Genomic DNA, 16,997 nt, shown 5'->3' with positions numbered 1-16,997 from the left:
CCGAAAGGGGCCCTTTTCGCGGTTAACTGTTCAGAAAATGAAACATCTACACAAAAACATCCACGTATTACACAAAAATCACCCCCATCAACATAACAATACTCACCATAAAAAGGACTACAAATGGCTATTCAAAAAAGCATGCTAGCTTTGGCTGTACTCGGAGGTTCTTTAGCCTTAATCAACAGTACTTCGGCTTACGCATCCCTAGGCATCACACCACCAGCGAACGAAGAAGTTTGGATCACCACCGATGCTGACGCACAGCATATAATGACTCAGCATGGCGCAACGGTTTATCCAAGCGTGACCGGAAACAAGCATTCCATCGTCGCGAAAATCAACCAGAAAGAGCTGGCGAAACTATCTAGCCACATGCACGAAGAAACCCACCGTTGTGGTGGCTACATGGTGCACGAAGACAAAGCAAGCGCACTCAAAGCGGCAGCTATGCCACTGACCATGAGCAACTTCGAAAAGCCAGTTATCAGCCATCAAGATACGGTGAACGATCTACTCGCTCAGGTCGAGCCGAACAACATGGTCACGACCATTGAAAATCTAACCAACTTCACCAACCGTTTTTATACTACTTCTACTGGTGTCGCTGCTTCAGATTGGCTTTTAGAACGTTGGGAAACCGAGATTAAAGATGTGCCGTATGCGTCTGCACGCCAGATCACGCATGCCGAGTATCCGCAAAAATCCGTTGAAGTGACACTGCTTGGCGCTAAATACCCTGAAGAGATCGTCGTTGTGGGTGGACACCTTGATTCAACGGTAGGATCTTGGACAAGCGAAGGTACCATCTCACCGGGAGCCGATGATGATGCGTCTGGCATTGCAACGGTAACAGAGTCGCTTCGCCTGATGATCGCCAGCGGTATTCAACCAGATAAGACCATCAAGTTTTATGGTTATGCGGCAGAAGAAGTGGGCCTACGTGGTTCTCAAGATGTCGCTAACGCTTTAAGAGATGAACAAGCCAACGTTGTGTCGGTATTGCAATTAGACATGACCAACTACAACGGTTCGGCGCACGATATCACCTTCATCACAGACTATACCGACAGTAACCTCACCGCCTACTTAAGCGAGCTGATCGACACTTATGCCAGTGACATCAGTTACGGCTTTGATGATTGTGGTTATGCCTGTTCTGATCACGCCTCTTGGCACAATGTTGGCTACCCAGCAGCCATGCCATTCGAGAGCATGTTCAATGATTACAACCCAAGTATTCATACCCAGCACGACACGCTTGAGAATTCCGATCCAACGGCGACACACGCGACCAAGTTCGCCAAACTGGCGATTGCTTACCTTGTCGAAACCAGCCTTGACTCACCGGTTGCAGGCCCTAAAGAGCTGCAAAATGACGTGCCTGTTGAAGGACTTACTGCAGGATATGGTGAAGAGCAGTTCTTCACATTTACGACTCAAAGTGCAGGTCAGTTAACGGTAACATTAACCGGCCCTCGAAGTGGCGATGCCGACTTATATGTGAAACACAACGGCACCGTATCGAAAGCGAACTACGACTGCCGCCCATACCAGAACAGCAGCAACGAACAGTGTGTATTGAACAAGCCAGCGGGTGAATTCAGCATCATGGTGCGCGGTTACCGTAACTTTAGTGATGTCACCATCGTCGCTAACTTCGTTCCTGATTGGCTTTAAGGTTGGTTAATTGACTAACAATTAAACCTAGCAAACACGGCTAAAACTAAAAATCCGCAAGCCCACGATCATAAATAGATTGGAGCTTGCGGATTTTTTATTGTCTTCGGAGAGCATCTCAACTTAATAACCTTTAGTTATCATCAAGCCGTCTTTTTCATTACCTTGCCACAGATGTACTCACCAATCGGCATTGCAGAGGTCGCAGCCGGTGATGGCGCGTTACATACATGTAAGCTTCTTGGGCTTTCGGCAAACAGGAAATCATGGACCAAGGTGCCATCTTTCAGTACCGCTTGAGCACGAATCCCAGCAGGATAAGGCTTAAAATCATCAACCGTAATACTCGGGCAGTATTTGTTCACTAGCTTTAGATATCCCGGTTTCCACCACGAGTTCTTAAACTCGACCAAACCCGTTTTCAAGTGATTCGCAGTCACTTTCCAAAAACCCGCAAAGCTCAGCATCTGCCAAGTGTCCTTGACGCTAAAGTTAAGCTTGCCATAACCTTCTCGCTTCCAGCCTTGAACTGCATTTGGCCCTACTGTTACGGAGCCATCAATCATGCGTGTTAAATGCACGCCCAAGAAAGGCAGTTCTGGGTCAGGGATCGGATAGATAAGATGATTCACCACTTGGTTGTGCTTAGCGTCTAACTGATAATACTCACCGCGATAAGGCACGATTTGGAAGTCGGTTTCGATGTCTAACATCTTGGTCATTCTATCGGCCATCAAGCCAGAACACGTGATCAAGAATCGACTGTTCAGTTGAAGAGTCTGACCATCTACTTTGCACGTTAACTGCACTTCATCTTCTTGCTCATCGGCCATGATCACTTCCGTACCAAGGCTAAGCTTACCACCCGCCTCAACAAACTCTTGGGCCATCACTTCGGTGACTTTTTTGTAGTCGACGATACTGGTGGTTTTGACATAAATCGCACCCAAACCCGTGATATTTGGCTCGGCAAGTTTGAGCTGAGCTTGATCCAACAAATCAACATCAATATCGTTATCGTGGCAACGCTGATAGAGCGCATTCATTCGCTCCACTTCTTGCTCATTGGTCGCGACCAACAACTTACCGCAGTTTTCGACGGGGATATCGTGTTGGCTACAAAAGGCGATGGTGCGCTCTACGCCGCGTTTACAAAAATCCGCCTTTAAACTGCCCGGAGCGTAGTAAACACCAGCATGAATCACCCCGCTATTATGGCCAGTTTGGTGCTGCGCGAAACCACGTTCCTTCTAGACTAAAAGGATACTTTTATCAGGGTGAGCTTGCTGTAATTGCCAAGCCGTAGACACGCCAACAATGCCGCCACCAACGATAATATAGTCGTATATTGAGTTCATAATATTCCTACATTCAATCCTTTTAATTATAGGGAAGACGCGACAGTGTTAGACCCGGTTTGAGGTAACTTTTTTTCCTCACTTTCTGATTCCATTTTCACTTGATTAGCATCGTATTTACGACCGCTGTAGATAAAGATGCCAACAAAAATGGCAACACATACCAAACGGATCACGACTGAAACATCAGGCCATACTAGAGCTATACCTACCGCAACCAACACTACTCTAGTAATAATATTAACTTCGCTCTCTAGATAACCTTCAATCGCCGCGATAAACGCGTAAGTACCAATAACAGCAAAGCCACCCGTGACTAACACGGAGATCACATCCCAACTTACCAAGTTAGTGTAGGCAATCAACAATGGTACTAAATACAAGCCTTTGGCTATCTTCCATGCCATTAATCCCGTTCTCATCGGGGGTGTTTTAGCAATGGTTGCAGCCGCAAATGCAGTTAAACAAACAGGCGGAGTCACGTTGCTGTCTTGCGATAGCCAGAAAATGATCAAGTGGGCAGAAAGCAGTGCAAGGCTGATCGCTTCTAAGCCAAGGCTCTGTTCAAGCAGAGTTTCCACAAAATCAGCAGGGACTAACGCAATCATCTCTTTGGCTGTTTCAAGTGCCATTGGCGCGTTCAGCAAATCAAGCTTATCTGGCGCAGCCAACATGAAGATAGCTTTCGCCTGTTCCGGTAACTGTCCCGAAACCAACAGGTCGAGCAACTGACTTTCAGCAATCAGTTTATACAAAGCTGGTGCAGACAGAGTACCCAACACGATATAAGCCGCGGTTACTGGTAAGCCCATGCCCAGAATCAAAGACGCCAGTGCAATTAAGGCGATCATCACCAGTAACTCGCCATTCGCCCAGCTGTTGATCATCAAAGAGAAGGTGTTACCAATTCCCGTAGTGCTAATGACATTAACAACTAGACCAATACCCACTAGCAACACAGCCGTGGTCGCCATGTTTTTTGCGCCTTGAGAAAGCGCTTCGATGATCGCCTTTGGACCCATTTTGTGATTTTTAGAGAACCATGAAGCCACCACGACAGACAGAATCGAGATGCCCGCAGCGTAAGTCGGCGTAAAGCCCTTCACCAACAGAGTCACTAACACCGCTAATGGGATCAGGTTGTGCCAACCCGACAGCAATACTTTCAATAGAGGCTCACAGCCAGAAGTCACCTTTTGCACACCACTGCGTTTTGCTTCGATGCGCACGAAGAATGCCACAGACAAAAAGTAGATAAGCGCAGGAACGAAGGAAACCGCAATAATATCGACATAAGGAATTTGCGTGTAAGAGGCCATGATGAACGCGCCCGCACCCATCACAGGTGGCATCAGCTGCCCGCCAGTAGATGCAGCCGCTTCAACACCTGCCGCGAAGCGCGAAGGGAAACCTGCCTTTTGCATCAAGGGAATACTGATCACGCCCGTCGATACTGTGTTTGCTACGCTCGACCCGGAGACTGAGCCCATCAAGCCGGAGCCAATCACGGCGATGAAGCCGGGGCCACCAATCACTTTGCCTGCCGCTGCGCGAGACACATCAATGATGTAATCACCGACACCCGAACGCACTAAGAATGCGCCAAACAGGATGAACATGAACACGAAGGTCCAACTGATTCTTGAGATCGAACCAAACATCCCTTCTGATGAATAAAAGCTTCGATAAAGTAACGTCTCAAGGCTTAAACCCGGAAAATGAAAAATACCGCTGGTCCATTGTCCCCAAAGCACTACATAACTTAAACACACTAAGATAAGCACTGGAATGAACCAGCCCATAGTGCGTCTAATCAGCTCAATGACGATGGCAATCGCCAAGATAGAGAAAAACCAATCACTGGCGATAAATTTTACGCCTCGGTCATACAACGCATCTTCTGCAAAGGGGATGTAGATAAGACAAGCCAGAGCCGCCAAGGCAATTCCGATATCGACCGCCAGAGCTATCTTGCTCTTTTTCAGTGAGATATGAGCGGGATACCAAAGCGCGCAAATGATTGCGAAACCAGCGAAATGCGTCGCCGAAATCCAAAGCTCTGGCAAGGTAGATAAGGTATTAAACCAAATATGTAGGAGGGAGAGTATCACTCCCATTGTCGTTATTGCTTTGCCTACCCAAGGGAAATCTGTTCGGGTAGGCAATTCGAATTTTTTCAGTTCCTGCTGCAGCGAATCGCTCATAGAAAACTCCTGCTCTCCACAGCCAAACGCGCAGAGAAAATCCATAAAGTAGGGTGGTGCGTTTTCACTTCAAATAATCGAACGAATCGGAGACGGTCAAATCAAACAAAGCAACCGAAACATATGAAAACGCACCAAGCAATTAATTAACGCGAATATTCAGTTCACGCCAAATAGCGAGTTAAAGATAAATGGCTAATCGAAGACAAAGGGTTAGTCGACGATCAACTCAGAAGGGATTTCTATACCCACTTCTTTATAGTAACGAGCAGCACCTGGGTGAAGCGGAACAGGAAGGCCTGCGATCCCTTTCTCAAGTGCCATTGCTTTGGTTGCTTTGTGGATACCTTGTAGGAAAGGTAGGTTTTCATAGATAGCTTTGGTCAGTTGATACACATCTTCTTCAGAAATGTCTTCACGAACCGCTAGGAAGTTAGGTTGGGCAATCGTAGTAATTGGTTTATCGACACCTGGATAAGTGTTTGCTGGGATCTCATACTTGGTCCAAATATTGTAATCACCATTCGCTTGTTTGATTTGTGCATCGGTAAACGACAAGATTTGAATATCTTCACCCAGTGCTGCAAAGGCTTGCGTCACCGCACCAACAGGAACACCAGCAGGCGTGTTCATACCATCAATTGTGCCATTTTGTAATGCGCTCGCACTGCCACCATAACCCATAAAGGCGAGTTTAAATTGTTCTGGGTCCACGGATAAGCCTTGCATGATTTGACGACCTGAGTTTTCAGTCCCAGAGTTCTTCTTACCGATAGAGAATTTCTTACCGTTTAGGTTCTCTAGATCGCTTACCGTACCTGTTTTTGCTAGATCTGAACGCACAATAAAGTGTTCTACGTTTTGCCATAACATGGAAACTGAACGCAGTTGAGTTTGTCTGCCAGATTTCTCATATGGCCCTAAACCCTGCCAAGCCCAAGCACCATACAAACCTTGTAGAATAGCGAACTGAGCTTCGTTCTCGTTCAACAACTTTACGTTCTCACCCGAGCCCGCAGAGCTGATAGCCGCTAAAGAAAAATGCTGCTTAGGCGCAAGCTTAACTTTACTCAATGTCGCTAAGGCCACACCCACTGGATAATAGGTACCACCCGTTGAAGCCGTCGCTAAAATATAGCTGCGATCTTCTTCAGCTGACGCATTACTGATAAGGCCAAGAGAAGCCATTGCTAGCGCTAAAGTTTTAACCAGCTTGTTGTATTTCATTGTTACTCTCCATGTAGGGTTATTCACGTTATATTTTTGTTAACAACAATAGATAGCAAGCGTAATGCCAGTTTTTAACTATTTGTTTTAATTTACTTTTATTTTAAAACCTATTCAAAATAAGCCGTTTTTTGCTTATTCCCCTGTTATTAAGTAAGCCATTTTTGGCTTATCGGCTACCGGAATTAACACCTGTAGATCGGGAAGCAAGTCACACCATGTTGCAGTTGTGTGATCAATGTATGTAAATTGATAAATATGCAATGAGCCATTTATTGCTCATTAAAAATCAACAAGCACTGCGATGAAGCCGCTCTCTAAGGGTCAACATAGTCACTTCGATTTAACCCATAACGCACCATCTTTTGGTTCAATGTTCGACGAGGTAAATCCAAATCTTGCATCACGTCATTGATACGCCCTTTATAACGAACTAAGGCATCATGAATCACTTTCCTTTCAAAGCTCTGTACTTGAACCGCCAAAGGGATGCCCGCCGTTGTGGACTCTGTGACAGAATTGGGACGACACGCCAAAATATCCCCAACGGTCAAGCTTTCATCCAATGCAAAACGAATCGCAACATTACGCAGTTCACGCACATTGCCCGGCCACGCATACGAGAGCAGTGCATAGCGATCAGCCTCACTGGCTATACGTGTTTCGGAATTGGCTTCTTGGGTGAAGTGTTCAAACAAAAGTAAGGCATCTTCTTCACGCTCACTGAGTGGAGGCAAATGCAGCTGGGCAACATTCAAACGATAGAATAGATCTTGGCGAAAGTCGGGGTGATTCAGTAGATCGCTTTTCGAGGCAGAGACCACTCGTAGATCAACATGTTGTTGCTGATTCCCCCCCACGCGTTCGACGACATTATCTTGCAAGGTGCGCAGCACTTTTACCTGCATCGACAGCGGCATACTCTCTATTTCATCAAGGAACACTGTGCCTTTGTCGGCAAATTCCAGCTTACCAATGCGTCGTTTGGCCGCACCAGTAAACGCTCCGGCTTCGTGTCCAAACAGCTCGCTTTCAAAGAGATTTTCTGGGATTGCGCCACAGTTGAGCGGAACAAACGGATGGGTTTTACGTTGGCTGAATTCATGTAAGCAAGAGGCGACCAGCTCTTTACCACAACCCGTTTCACCATAGATGATCACGTTGGTGTCTATGGAAGCGACTTTCTGGATTTGCTCGCGCAGTTCACACATCACTTTACTGCGACCGATCAGCACCTGTTCAATGCCCTTAAGGTTATCCAGATAGTTCTGACGACTGTTTCTGTCTTGGCCACTTTGATGTTTATCTACCGCTTCCGATACCGTTTGAGACAGACGCTCTGGGTCGAATGGCTTCTCAATGAAGTCATAGGCACCTTGCTGTAAGGCTTTCACCGCCATATCGACATCACCATGCCCAGTAATCAAAATAACAGGCACATCTGGCACAAGACCTTTGAAACGCCCTAGCAGATCAACACCATCAATATCAGGTAAACGAACATCGGTGATAATGGTTTGAAAATCACCCTGCTCTACGGCGTTTAACGCATCTTGTCCTACTTCAAATGCGGTGACATCGAAGCCCGCCAGCTGCAACCATTGGCTGGTTGCTTGACGCACAATCGCGTCATCTTCAATTAAAGCAATACGCTGCATAGTTTGGTTCCGCCACTCTACATCTGATTAATATCGTCCACGGTATGTAAAAAAACCTCAGACGAAAAGGAGCTAGCTCCCACTTTGAATAACACTCCTTTAACAGTTTAATAATGTTTGTTAGCTTCGATTTGTCTCATTCTCCATTCGCTTAAAAAGCAAACATAAAACCTTGTCAAACCACTAGCTCAAAGAGGCAAGCCACTAATTTTAAAGGGATTTGATCAGAAATGATGAATAACAATCGATATTGGTTATTCCTGTGTACCTGTTTATTGATTGGTTTGGTGCAGGTCACCACCAAGAATGGCATCAGCCAGTGGAAGCTTGAACAAGCCCAACGCTATGCCGAACAGCGCTTCCTTGGCTACATTGCCGAAGCAAGGCGAACCCTTAAGCGTTTCTATTATCTGCCCTACCTAGTAACCAATGATGAAACCAGTGTGCGCTTCATTGATGGTGAAGCCCGCCTAGAAAAACGCATTAAGAAGCAGCTGATTCAATTGGATAAAGCCGCCAACACCAAGGGCTGGTATCTGCTTTCTGGCGAAGGGGACTTGTTGGTATCGAGTGTTGAAAGAAGCAAACTGAGCAATAAGAACGCCAGTACAATTGTTTCGAAGATCCACCAACAAGGTGGTGCGATTTCAGTGGTGACAAAAAACAAAGGCGTGACACCCGATTACTTCATAGCGGCACCCGTATATCGAGCCTCTGATGTGGTTGGCATTGTCGCGGTGCAAATCGATTTGTCATTGTTAACCGATCAATGGTTTGCCGATGGTGAGGCGATACTGTTTCAGAACCCTCGCGATCAGTTCTTTCTCTCCAGTGACAATAGGTTGAGTGCCGATTGGTTCAATGACACCTTCAATTCTCAGCCCACAGCGACAAAACGTGAGCTGTATGACCAAACCCATATTCGCGTGTGGCGATTGCAAGATAAAGATTACCTAATTCAGTCCATCAAGTTAGACGATCTGAATTGGCGTTTAACCTACCTAACGCCATTAACCAGCCTCAACCAGACCACGAACTGGATCAGCTGGAGTGTGGCGGTTGGCTGTCTTTTCATTCTGTTACTGTTGGTTATTCTTTACCAAAGACGCCAGAAAAAGCTCAGCAATCTGAGAATCCAAAAGCTTATCGAAGAGTCTGAGAAACGACTGTCTGGGATGATCAATAAAACCCATGTTGGGTTAATACTGATCGATAAACACGGACGCATTCACGATATCAACCTGATGGCGAAGAACTACTTTTCACTATCTGATTCAATGATCAATAACATCAAGGCGTGGCAGTTATTTGAGGCAGGTAACCCGAATTCAACCACCTTGCAACTGCTCAAAAACTTAGAGCAGCATCAAGAGCTGGCCGAGATAACTAGCGTCGAAACCATGGCAAGACGCAGCGATGGCAGCTACTTCCCTGTTTTATTCTCTATTAGCGCCTTTCCTTGGCATGCGACGACTTACTACCTGTGTACCGTAATCGATATCAGCAAACGTAAGAAAGCCGAAATTGCGGTGCAAAACGCCAATAAAACGCTACAACTGCGGGTCGAAGAGCGAACTCAAGATCTAAAAGATGCGCAGCAAGAACTTGTCGAATCTAGCAAACTGGCTGCACTAGGGCGGATGTCGAGTGCGATTACTCATGAACTCAATCAGCCGCTTACTGGCCTAAAAACCCTACTTTCGAGTAACCAGTTGCTGATGGAAAGAGGCGAGACTAAGATGTTGAAAGCGAACATGGACTTAGTCATGAGCCTGATCGACAGAATGGCTAACATGACCAGCCAATTGAAGTCGTTCGCCTTCCAAAGACTTGAAAAGCCTTACCCAGTTTCACTGACAGACGCACTGCAAGAAACCCTGCGAATTCATCAAGCCGAACTGGAAAACGTCGATATTCGCGTGCGTGTCGCTTCCAATATTTCGATGGTAATGGGAGAAGAGGCGCGACTTCGTCAAGTGCTTGGTAACCTGCTTAGAAACGCTGTCGATGCCACGCAGAATCAGAAACCAGCAACCATTGTGATCAGCGCTCATACCGAGCAACAACGCGTGATCATCAAGGTTCAAGATAACGGTTGTGGTGTGTCTGAAGATCAACTCGAAACCATTTTCGAACCATTTCATACCAACAAAAAGATGGGCGAAGGCTTGGGGCTCGGGTTGGCTATCACAGCGAACAACGTGCGCGATATGCAAGGCACATTAATAGCGAAGAACAATTCAGACCAAGGCATGACATTTACGTTAACACTAAACAATAGCGATAGTGAGTAGTTACTTACACAGACCTTGAACTCCACATTCTATTGAAGCGCTAGAACTAAAAAACCGCCCACAGAGGGCGATTTTGATTCACTTATTGGCGTGTGACTTATTCACTAATCCGTTAACGACTTACTCAGCTAACTGCTTCAACAACAGTTCTGTTGGGCGCACAATCGCGATGATCGATTCATCGTAGATTTTCGCTGAATCAGACAGTATCGCTTGGTAGGCATTCACGTCAGCTTCTCTTACCTTCTCGCCAGCTTGCGCTTTAGCAATCAAAGTTAATGCTAAATCTGCAACTTCAACGGTTTTCTCTGCAACCACCACAGTCTCTACCGAAGACACGTTACCAGCGAAGACAGTTTCCGCCGCTAGTGCAGCCGATTTAGCTTGCTGATAATGCTCTGCAAGTTGCTCTAGCGCCTGCTGATTGCCTGTCGCCACTTCATTGACCAAGTCTTGCATCTCATACACCGCGTAGCTTTCTACTGGCAAAGCATCCACGAAGCGATTTAGGCGCTCGTATTGGCTGTACAAGGTGCCCTTAGGTTCAGTGGAGTTCCACTTTTCCCAGTTGCGAGCATAGTATTGAGCCGGCTCGGTGTATTTCGCTAGCACGCGCAGGTCGTGAATATCTTGGCCTTTGGCAATGCGCTTCAACAGCATATCAGCATCTGCGTGATGACGTAGCCCTACCGATACTTCCGACCATGTATCCATTGCTTTCATGCGCTTATACATACTGCGTTCGTCTGTCAGTTCTGCATCCGACCAGAAACGTTCTGCAATTGCATAACTGCGAGGCCATAGGTAGTTTTCGACCGTGAGGCTGTCTTTGTTTTCTAGCCACATGGTGATCTCGCCGCCTAAAATCAGCTCTTTTTCTTTGTCGGTTAGCTCCGCGGGGTAGCCTCCGTTTGGCTCAGGGATCACGCTGCCTTCTACATCGCTGCTCGCAATCACTTCGCCTGTGGTTGGCCAGCGCACGTTACCAATTAACTGATAGCTGCCTTCCGCAAACCCATTTGGATTCAAGTTCAGGTTGAATTCGGTATACGACATGAAGTTATCGAAGTGGCCGACAAAGGTTTTACCCGGCACATAATCAAGGATGTAGATCTCTTCACGAGACTTACCGTTGTAATCACTGAACGCGCGGAAAGTACCGTCTTGCGCTTCAATGATAGTCAGTGTTCCCTTACGTGGGCTGCCTTTAGAGCGAGGCTTTTGCCATTGGTAAGTCACAAACTTCTCACCACTGTGCAGCTTATCGTCAACCGTGATGCCACTTGGCATTGGATCATTGCGATAGTGGTAACTGGTTGGCTGAGGTTGGTCTAGGTAGTAACCCGTAGACAGAATACCTGGGTAGCCCTCTTTCGCCGCACGACCGATACTGTCGTGTCCTTGCCAGCTTTGAATCACGATAGAAGTTGGCAGATCTTTATGCCAAATCTCATCCCAACCCGTCATCTTCTTGCCACGCTCTTCCAGCATCTTTTCAACTTTTACGTTGAGGTAAGACTGTAAGCCGCGCTCGCCATCGATATTGTTCTCTTCGATGAACTCTTGGTGCTTTTCGCTGTTTTTCCATTGCGCATAGTTCGGCTCATCGCCACCAATGTGGAAGTACTCGTCTGGGAACAGTTCTGTCACTTCATCAAACACGTCGCCCAGCATTTCATAGAGCTCTGGGTTAAGTGGGTCCATCAATGGCTCAAATACACCCCAGCCACGTTCTTGTTCGTAGCTTTGACCTTCACCACCCGACATCAAGCGTGGGTAAGCGTGCGCCACAGCAGAAGAGTGTCCCGGCAGTGAAACTTCTGGAATAACACGAATACCAAGATTACGAGCGTATTCCACTAAGTAACGGACTTGGTCTTTGGTGTAGTAGTTACCATCAGCGGTTTCAGACCACAAACGTGGCCAAGATTCCGTTTGAATGCGGATACCTTGATCGTCCCAGAAGTGCCAATGGAACACGTTCATTTTCGCAGAAGCCATCGCATCTAGCTGACGAATCAACACATCAAATTCAATGAAGTGACGCGAGGTATCGTAAGAGACTCCACGCCAACGAAAGCGGGGCTCATCAACAATGGTTACGGCAGGAATATGGTAGCCAGTTGCTGTGGTTTCAACGAGCTGTAAAAGGGTTTCGATGCCGTGAATAGCGCCATATGGGCTTGGTGCGCTCAGCGTGATTTGCTCACCCTGAGTCGTAATTTTGTAAGACTCTACAGAGTCGATGTTCTGTACTTCAGACTTTGGCGCCGCGTCGATATCAATGATCAGGTTCGCTTGGTCTGCGCTATCAACCTGCCAGTTTAGAATCGGCACGCCAGTTTGGCGCTCTAGGCGATCGATAAAGCGTTTCGCGGTGTATTCAACGCGATCAGAGTTAAAGCCTTTGATGTAAACCTTGAAGTTACCGTCGACCTTAACTTGCCCAGCTTGCAGCTCGACTGTTTGTGGATACGGCATTAAATTTAGATCGGTATTCGGAGCCATTGCTAACGCCATTGGGGACACTACTGAACTTGAAATCAATAGAGACAATATAGTTTTTTTCATTATTAGTTTTCCTATATAACGGGCGTTCTGTTTTGTTTATCGGAGGCAATTCACAAAACAGAACCATCAACCACTGCTGTTGTTTATCTTTATTTAAAACACTTATCTTTATTCCAAACGCTTCTCGTTAGTTCACAAGAGCGACCGCTTCTCGGACTAACTCCGCGATCTCGTCCCACTGTTCGTTCTCGATCATCTTCGGAGATACCATCCAAGTACCGCCACAGCACACCACGCGATCCACAGCTAGATAGTCATTAACGTTGTGTTTGCCAATACCACCAGTAGGCATTAGCGACACATCAACGTAAGGTGCGAGTAAAGATTTCACCATGTTGATGCCGCCAGACGCTTCTGCAGGGAAGAACTTCAAGAAGTTAAGACCAAGCTCTAGCGCTTGCTCTACTTGGCTTGGGTTGTTTACGCCCGGAACGATTGGCATGCCGATCTCTTGGCAGCGTTTTACGGTGTTTGGATTCAGGCCCGGTGCTACGATGAATTCGCTGCCCGCCTCTTTCGCAAGGTCGATCTGCACTGGCGTTAATACTGTACCAGCACCGATACACATCTCTGGGTAGGCATCACGCATCGCACGAATCGAATCCGCTGCCGCTTCGGTACGGAACGTCACTTCTGCGACTGGCAGGCCGTTTTCTACTAACACTTTTGCTAGTGGAATCGCATGTTCCACCTTGTTGATTTGAATAACAGGGATAACTTTGAACTGCTTAAGTGTGTTGATCATTTCTTGAGACATAATAAATTCGCTTTGTTTTTCTATTTTTTAATTAAGTGATTCATAGCGCTTACCGGGATGATCGCGCCTGAGTATTGAATAACGGTAGAAGCCAGTTGGTGACCCAGTTCAGCTGCATCATTGGTGCTCTCACCTGTAAGACGCGCCGCCAGATAACCCGCAGCGAAGGAGTCACCTGCTGCGCAGGTGTCGACCACGTTAGAAACACGAGTCGCGGATACATAACTCTCAACAACATCGCCTTGTTCAACTTGAACAATCTTGCATGGCTCACAGCCACGTTTGATGACGATCTCTTGGCAGCCTAAGCGAAGGCAGCGTTGTTGAACGCTCTCGCCATTGCCCCAAACCAGCAGGTCGTCGTCTTCGGTAATCAGTGCAATGTCGACCAATGGTAGTAACTTGGCGTACCAATGCTGAGCTTGTTCAGTCGTCCAAAGTTGCGGGCGATAGTTGTTATCAAAAATCAGCTTGCCGCCTTGATTTGAGAACACGCTAATAGCTTTGAATAAGCGCTCACGATAGGCGTCATCTAAAATCGCGATACTGATACCGCTGATGTAAACCGCATCGACTTGTTTCTCGGTCAGGGCGATTTCAAGCTTATTCAGATCACTAGCTTGAAAGTAAGATTTGACTGCCGCGTCGTTGCGCCAGTAATGAAAGTGTCGCTCGCCTGTCTCGTCGGTTTCAACCATGTAGAGTCCAGGAAGCTTGTTCGCAATGCGTTCGACGAAATTGGTTTGAATGCCTTCTAGTTGCCAGCTATCAATCATATTTTGAGACAGCTCATCACTGCCAAGCCCTGTCGCATAGTGCACAGAGAGGTTTTGATGTTGAGTTAAGCGAGAAAGGTAAAGTGCGGTATTAAGTGTGTCACCGCCAAACTTTTTGGTTAATGGAGAGCCGCTGATTTCGACCATACATTCGCCAAAGAAAGCAATATTGAAATGAGAAGATGCAGGCATAGCCGATCCTAAAATAGAGAGATATATGTGGGAGAAGGCCCTGCCACTAAGCAGGGCCTGAATTAAGCAAACCAGTTGTGGAGACTAGGTTTAGCTTGTTTGATTTGCAGGACGTTGAGGTGCCGCTTCTTCTTCAAGTACGCCAGTCTCAGACATTTCCATCTCCATCAGAGCACGCTCGTCATCAAGAATCGCTTTTGCCATTTCAGGTGTTACTTGGTTAGCCGGAGTCACTAGGCTCACAACCACACCTGCCGTTAGAGCAAACAGACATGATGGGATAACTGGGTTGCCCCAGAAGGCTGTGTAGTCAGCGTTTAACATTACTACGAATGAAGCTACAGAAGCACCCGCTAGTGTTGCAAGCGCACCTTGCCAGTTGTAGCGTTTCCAGAATTTACCCAACATACCGCACACAAACATGCCCGACATTACGGTTGAAATCATTTTCGTGATGTAGCCAATGATGTCGTTTGACGTTAGTGCGAACAACAGTGCAAAACCAATCACCACAATCAGTGCCAAGCGAGAATAGTTCACCATTGACTCTTTGTTTGGTACGCGGCCAGTGAACATCACGTAAACATCACGAAGTAGGATAGAAACACCTGCTATCGCATCTGAACTTGCGCTCGACATCGTTGCAGAAAGACCCGCGATAAGAACAATCATGCCAACGCCAACCGGAAGAACCGTTGCAGCTACGTATGGGAACGAGTAGTTCGGGTTATCCAATGATGGGTCGATTGCGTGCGCAGCCATACCAATGATTGCTGGAATAATAGAGAAGAAAAGGTACAACACACCAGAAGCGACAAATGAGCGACGGATAGTTGAAACATCTTTACCAGAGTAGATACGCTGACGGAATGAAGGTGTTGCAAGTACGCCCACACCGATAACCACAGCCAGAGAAACAGCAGGCAGAATGCCCAGTTTATCGATTGCTAAAAAGCTTGTAGCAGCAGGGTCCATCGCAGCGTAAAGGTTATCCATGCCACCAATGTGATCAACAGACATTACCGCCATTAGGATGAAGCCAGCAAAAAGAATGATTGCTTGAATCGTATCGGTCCATACAACTGCTGTGTAACCACCGATAACAACGTAGATAGTGAAAGCTGCAGCAATAATAATTTTCGCAAGGTTAAGGTCGATGTCTGCAATCCACGCTAGGTACATGCCGCCACCTAGAATGTGCGCACCTAACCAACCGATTGACGCGATAAAGATAAGTAGGCCAACCACGTTTTTTACGATTCGGTTAGCGCCAACGTAATAAGCCAGCTCTTCACTCATGGTCATGAAGTTCAGTTTACGAACCGGAGCAAACCAAAGTGCAAGCAATAGGATGCCCACAGCACCGCCAATTCCGTACAGAGCACCTGCCCAGCCATTTGCGTAGCCGAAGCCAACCGCGCCCATACTTGAACCCGTGCCGACCATAGTCGCAACCGTTGTACCAAGTACTAAGAATAATGGCAGGCCACGGCCGCCTAATAAGAAATCTTCGCCAGATTTTTGATTACGCGAGACAAACCAGCCTAACCAAATTAGAAAACATACGTACACGCCGAAGCCTGTAAGAAAAAGTGTGCTGTTCATTTGACACCTCTCAGTGAAATATTGAGTTCATTCTTGAACTTTATTTATGATTCATTCATTTTTATATTTCATATAATTACTTTATTGATTTTATCTATTTTAATTAAAGTAATTTTTATAAATGTAGGGTGAAAGTATTAAAGGATAATAACAGGGATGACTAACCCCTAATACTCTCTAAGTAGGTAATTGTGATTAGGTTATTACTAAACGCGATCCGCGCGGTAGCAAGTCACATCTACTTCAACCTTCACGTCTACCACTAGGTCACAGACCATGCAGATACGAGCCGGTGGGTTAGCACCGAAGAACTCTTTGAATACCTTATTAAAAGATTGGAAGTAACGAGAATCCGTTAGCACAACCTTTACGTGCATTACGTCTTCTAGGCCGTAGCCCGCTTCAGTCATGATATCGACACAGTTTTGGATCGCTAGGCGAGACTGGTCAACAATGCCACCCTCTACCACTTCACCATCTGTCATCGGTGTCTGGCCAGAAACGTATAGGAAACCACCCGCTTCAGTTGCGCGTGCAAATGGTAAATGTTGTCCGCCTGTACCTGTACCGCCTTCAACACCGTAACGTTTAATAGTCATTTTTTAACTCCACTTCTTTATAGATAATATTGGTTCTGTTCCAATATATTTAAATTAATTCGTCGTTTTCTTATTA

10 protein-coding genes and 1 pseudogene are annotated in these 16,997 nt (G+C 46.5%); 2 read left to right on the top strand and 9 right to left on the bottom strand.

Features of this window, described 5'->3' with window-relative positions; translation table 11 throughout:
* Positions 1 to 123 precede the first annotated feature (123 nt).
* Positions 124 to 1,680, top strand: coding sequence for a M28 family metallopeptidase (locus tag AB6E51_RS14600; RefSeq protein WP_372058538.1), 1,557 nt, complete (start codon positions 124 to 126; stop codon positions 1,678 to 1,680).
* A 143-nt stretch (positions 1,681 to 1,823) separates the two neighbouring features.
* On the opposite strand, the pseudogene lhgO reads toward AB6E51_RS14600, so the two are convergent.
* The 4 genes and pseudogenes from lhgO to AB6E51_RS14580 form a co-directional block, all read right to left on the bottom strand.
* Positions 1,824 to 3,038, bottom strand: a pseudogene (gene lhgO / locus AB6E51_RS14595) (L-2-hydroxyglutarate oxidase).
* A 26-nt stretch (positions 3,039 to 3,064) separates the two neighbouring features.
* Positions 3,065 to 5,242 carry a TRAP transporter permease gene (locus tag AB6E51_RS14590; RefSeq protein WP_017067838.1) on the bottom strand — a complete coding sequence of 726 codons (2,178 nt, stop codon included), beginning with the start codon at positions 5,240 to 5,242 and terminating at the stop codon, positions 3,065 to 3,067.
* 213 nt (positions 5,243 to 5,455) lie between these two features.
* Entirely contained in the window at positions 5,456 to 6,469 is a 1,014-nt protein-coding gene (locus tag AB6E51_RS14585) for a TAXI family TRAP transporter solute-binding subunit (RefSeq protein WP_371724761.1), read from the bottom strand.
* A 317-nt stretch (positions 6,470 to 6,786) separates the two neighbouring features.
* Entirely contained in the window at positions 6,787 to 8,127 is a 1,341-nt protein-coding gene (locus tag AB6E51_RS14580) for a sigma-54 dependent transcriptional regulator (protein WP_102321268.1), read from the bottom strand.
* A 230-nt stretch (positions 8,128 to 8,357) separates the two neighbouring features.
* Here AB6E51_RS14580 and AB6E51_RS14575 point away from each other — a divergent pair, with 230 nt between their 5' ends.
* Positions 8,358 to 10,421: an ATP-binding protein gene (locus AB6E51_RS14575; protein ID WP_017065171.1), complete on the top strand. Its 2,064-nt coding sequence runs from the start codon at positions 8,358 to 8,360 to the stop codon at positions 10,419 to 10,421.
* 120 nt (positions 10,422 to 10,541) lie between these two features.
* On the opposite strand, the gene AB6E51_RS14570 is transcribed toward AB6E51_RS14575, so the two are convergent.
* The 5 genes from AB6E51_RS14570 to AB6E51_RS14550 form a co-directional block, all read right to left on the bottom strand.
* Positions 10,542 to 12,992, bottom strand: a complete 2,451-nt coding sequence (locus AB6E51_RS14570; RefSeq protein WP_372058537.1) for a family 20 glycosylhydrolase — start codon at positions 12,990 to 12,992, stop codon at positions 10,542 to 10,544.
* A gap of 127 nt (positions 12,993 to 13,119) precedes the next feature.
* Positions 13,120 to 13,749: a bifunctional 4-hydroxy-2-oxoglutarate aldolase/2-dehydro-3-deoxy-phosphogluconate aldolase gene (locus AB6E51_RS14565; RefSeq protein WP_372058535.1), complete on the bottom strand. Its 630-nt coding sequence runs from the start codon at positions 13,747 to 13,749 to the stop codon at positions 13,120 to 13,122.
* Between the two features lie 20 nt (positions 13,750 to 13,769).
* Entirely contained in the window at positions 13,770 to 14,717 is a 948-nt protein-coding gene (locus tag AB6E51_RS14560) for a sugar kinase (RefSeq protein ID WP_017070149.1), read from the bottom strand.
* A 90-nt stretch (positions 14,718 to 14,807) separates the two neighbouring features.
* Positions 14,808 to 16,322, bottom strand: a complete 1,515-nt coding sequence (locus AB6E51_RS14555; protein WP_372058534.1) for a sodium:solute symporter family protein — start codon at positions 16,320 to 16,322, stop codon at positions 14,808 to 14,810.
* A gap of 206 nt (positions 16,323 to 16,528) precedes the next feature.
* Positions 16,529 to 16,921 (bottom strand): RidA family protein, encoded by a 393-nt coding sequence (locus tag AB6E51_RS14550; RefSeq protein WP_017065166.1) that lies wholly within the window; start codon positions 16,919 to 16,921, stop codon positions 16,529 to 16,531.
* Positions 16,922 to 16,997 lie beyond the last annotated feature (76 nt).

Origin of the sequence: Vibrio sp. 10N.247.311.47 (assembly GCF_041467535.1) — a bacterium.
Lineage (GTDB): Bacteria > Pseudomonadota > Gammaproteobacteria > Enterobacterales > Vibrionaceae > Vibrio > Vibrio crassostreae_C.
Note: the sequence above shows the minus strand (reverse complement) of the source record. Positions and strands in the feature narration are given on the sequence as shown.

Bases quoted from the DNA above. Each gene is read 5' to 3' on its own strand.
- AB6E51_RS14585 (WP_371724761.1), bottom strand. From the start codon at position 6,469: ATGAAATACAACAAGCTGGTTAAAACTTTAGCGCTAGCAATGGCTTCT.
- AB6E51_RS14565 (WP_372058535.1), bottom strand. From the start codon at position 13,749: ATGTCTCAAGAAATGATCAACACACTTAAGCAGTTCAAAGTTATCCCT.
- AB6E51_RS14590 (WP_017067838.1), bottom strand. From the start codon at position 5,242: ATGAGCGATTCGCTGCAGCAGGAACTGAAAAAATTCGAATTGCCTACC.
- AB6E51_RS14600 (WP_372058538.1), top strand. From the start codon at position 124: ATGGCTATTCAAAAAAGCATGCTAGCTTTGGCTGTACTCGGAGGTTCT.
- AB6E51_RS14570 (WP_372058537.1), bottom strand. From the start codon at position 12,992: ATGAAAAAAACTATATTGTCTCTATTGATTTCAAGTTCAGTAGTGTCC.
- AB6E51_RS14560 (WP_017070149.1), bottom strand. From the start codon at position 14,717: ATGCCTGCATCTTCTCATTTCAATATTGCTTTCTTTGGCGAATGTATG.
- AB6E51_RS14555 (WP_372058534.1), bottom strand. From the start codon at position 16,322: ATGAACAGCACACTTTTTCTTACAGGCTTCGGCGTGTACGTATGTTTT.
- AB6E51_RS14580 (WP_102321268.1), bottom strand. From the start codon at position 8,127: ATGCAGCGTATTGCTTTAATTGAAGATGACGCGATTGTGCGTCAAGCA.
- AB6E51_RS14575 (WP_017065171.1), top strand. From the start codon at position 8,358: ATGATGAATAACAATCGATATTGGTTATTCCTGTGTACCTGTTTATTG.
- AB6E51_RS14550 (WP_017065166.1), bottom strand. From the start codon at position 16,921: ATGACTATTAAACGTTACGGTGTTGAAGGCGGTACAGGTACAGGCGGA.